Raw genomic sequence first — 2,648 nt, 5'->3', positions numbered from 1 at the left:
ACCCGCTGCCGCAGCGGACCCGCCCCGCGCACGGAGGTCGCGGGCGGCCCGTCGAGCCGGTCGAGCAGATCGGGGAAGGCGGCCAGGTGCTCGTCGTAGCCGCGGCGACGGGTGCTGAGGACCGCCACCCCCACCACGTCCTCGGCGACCGGGGTCACGTACGCCTCGCCCGCGTCCGACCAGTGCACCTCGACGAAGTCCGTCCAGGGCTTCACGTGGTAGTGCCGCCGCAGGCCGTACCGCCGGGGCCTGCGGTCGGGCAGGTCCAGGCCGAGACCGCGCCGTACCGGCGAGTGCAGCCCGTCCGCCGCCACCAGCCAGCGGGCCCGCAGCCCCGCCGCCGTGACGGAGTCGGCGCTCTGCCCGATCTCGCCGACGCGGTCCGTCACGATCTTGACGCCGGCCTCCTCGGCGCGCCGGGTGAGGGCCGCGTGCAGTTCCGTACGGCGGACCCCGAGCCCCGTACCGTCGCCGAACGGCGCTTCGGCGTGGTGGGGGCCGCGAACGTAGCGGATCCCGCGCAGCGGGTGGCCGGGCGGGAGTTCGAGGCCGAGGGCGCGCAACGCCCGTACGCCGCTGGGCATCACGCCCTCGCCGCAGGCCTTGTCGACCGGGGAGGGACGCGGTTCGACCACCACCGCCTCCATCCCGGCGAGGGTGGCGTGCACCGCGGTCGCCAGCCCCGCCGGTCCGCCCCCGACGACCAGGAGGTCGATCACGTCGTGACGCCGACGGCGACCGTGTCGAGCGCCCGGTTCTCGCACCTTGTGCGGACGGTCAGCAGCCAGGCGTTGAGGACGGTGAACACGAGCGCCGTCGTCCAGGCGGTGTGCACGAGGGGCAGCGCGATCCCCTCCGCCACCACCGCCACGTAGTTGGGGTGGCGGAACCACCGGTACGGTCCGCCCGTCACCAGCGGCAGCCCCGGGACAACCACCACCTTGGTGTTCCAGCGCGGGCCCAGGGTGCGGATGCACCACCAGCGCAGCCCTTGCGCGGCCACCGCGACGGCGAGCATCGACCAGCCGAGGGCGGCGTCGAACGGCCGGTCGGCCAGCCACACTTCGGCGAGGCAGCCGAGCAGCAGTCCGGTGTGCAGGACCACCATCGGCGGATAGTGCCCCTGCCCCCGCTCGACGCCGCCGCGCTCCAGGCTCCAGCGCAAGTTCCGCTTGGCGACGACCAGTTCGGCGAGGCGCTCGGCGCCGACGGCCAGGATCAGCGCGGTGTACCAGATCATCTCGTCCTTCCCTCTACCAGCGCAGCAGGACCATCTCGGAGCAGAAACCGGGCCCCATGGCGATCAGGAGTCCCGCGCTGCCGGCCGGCGGCCGGCGCTCGGCCAGCGTGTCACGCAGGACGTGCAGCACGGACGACGACGACAGATTGCCCGCCGACGCGAGCGAACGCCACGTCAGATCCAGTGCCCCGTCGTGGAGTTCGAGGACGTCCTCCATCGCCTCCAGCACCTTCGGCCCGCCCGGGTGGCATACCCAGGCGGTGATGTCGTCGCGGGTGAGGCCGTGGTCGGCGAGGAAGGAGTCCACCTCCGGCGCCAGGTTCTTCCGTACGAGGTCGGGGACGACCGCGTCCAGCACGATCCGGAAGCCGGAGCCCGTGATGTCCCAGCCCATGACCTCCTGGGTGTCCGGGTACATGTGGCTGCGGGTGTCGACGACGACCGGCCCCGCGCCCCGGCGCCTGGCGCCGGTGGCGACCAGCGCCGAGGCGCCGTCCCCGAAGAGCGCGGAGGCGACCAGGTTGGCCCCCGACATGTCGTCGCGCTGCAAGGTCAGGGAGCACAGCTCGACCGAGAGCAGCACCGCCACGTCGTCGGGGCGCCCCCGGAGGTAGTCGTCGAGCCGCGAGATGCCCGCCGCCCCGGCGACACACCCGAGTCCGAAGACGGGGACCCTCCTGACGTCGGGCCGCATCCCGAGCAGTCCCACCAGCCGGGCGTCCACGGAGGGGGCGGCGATGCCGGTGACGGAGGTGAACATCAGCAGGTCGACGTCGCGGGGGGACAGCCCCGCCTCGTCCAGCGCCGCGCCGACGACCTCGGCGCCCAGCGGCACGGCGGCGGCGATGAAGGCGTCGTTGCTGGCCCCGAAGTCCTTGAGATCCCCGTACGCCTCCAACGGCAGTGCCGTGTGGCGGGTGTCCACCCGCGCGCCGCGGTGCACCCGGTCCAGGACCCGGCGGTCCGCTCCCGCCGGCAGACACGTCTTCGCGACCATGTCGGTGAGCTCTTGTTGGCTGTGCTGGTGCGGAGCCAGGGCTCCATGGACGGCTGCGATGCGAGTCATCTGCGGTCCGAGGCTGGGGGATGTGGGACGTGCCATTCCTGCCCCCGCTCCGCATCGCCACACCCGAAGTCGCCTGTACGGCCCCGCGAAAGCCCCTGGGCGGCCGTCTGCGGGGCCGGGACACCCGTCACCCGTACAGCCCTCCGGTGACGCACCCCCAACCCGCCTGCGGGCGGCCTACGATGAGGGCGTGGACGCCACCGAGCAGGCAGAGGCACAGGTCGGGGCCGCGACCGGGGCAACGGCTCGCGGGCCGGTCGGCGGGGTGCCCCGCAACGCGCAGGGCCGGTCGTCGCGCGGCGTCGTGGCCGGGCTGCTGAGGGCCTGTCACCCCGGCCCCAC

General features: G+C 73.9%; 3 protein-coding genes. All 3 read right to left on the bottom strand.

The features are described from left to right. A partial coding sequence (locus tag GT042_RS24615) for an FAD-dependent monooxygenase (RefSeq protein WP_161310916.1) occupies positions 1-719 on the bottom strand: 719 nt, incomplete at its 3' end. Next, on the bottom strand, positions 716-1,240 hold the full coding sequence (locus GT042_RS24610) for an isoprenylcysteine carboxyl methyltransferase family protein (RefSeq protein ID WP_161310915.1): 525 nt from the start codon (positions 1,238-1,240) through the stop codon (positions 716-718). The genes GT042_RS24615 and GT042_RS24610, both read right to left, overlap by 4 nt. Before the next feature lie 13 nt (positions 1,241-1,253). Further along, complete coding sequence (locus tag GT042_RS24605; protein WP_161310914.1) at positions 1,254-2,306, bottom strand: 3-oxoacyl-[acyl-carrier-protein] synthase III C-terminal domain-containing protein; 1,053 nt, start codon at positions 2,304-2,306, stop codon at positions 1,254-1,256. Between the last annotated feature and the right edge of the window lie 342 nt (positions 2,307-2,648).

The sequence above is a fragment of the Streptomyces sp. SID3212 genome (genome assembly GCF_009865405.1).
Lineage (GTDB): Bacteria > Actinomycetota > Actinomycetes > Streptomycetales > Streptomycetaceae > Streptomyces.
The sequence above is the reverse complement of the archived record's forward strand: the minus strand, read 5'-3'. Positions and strand labels throughout refer to the sequence as shown.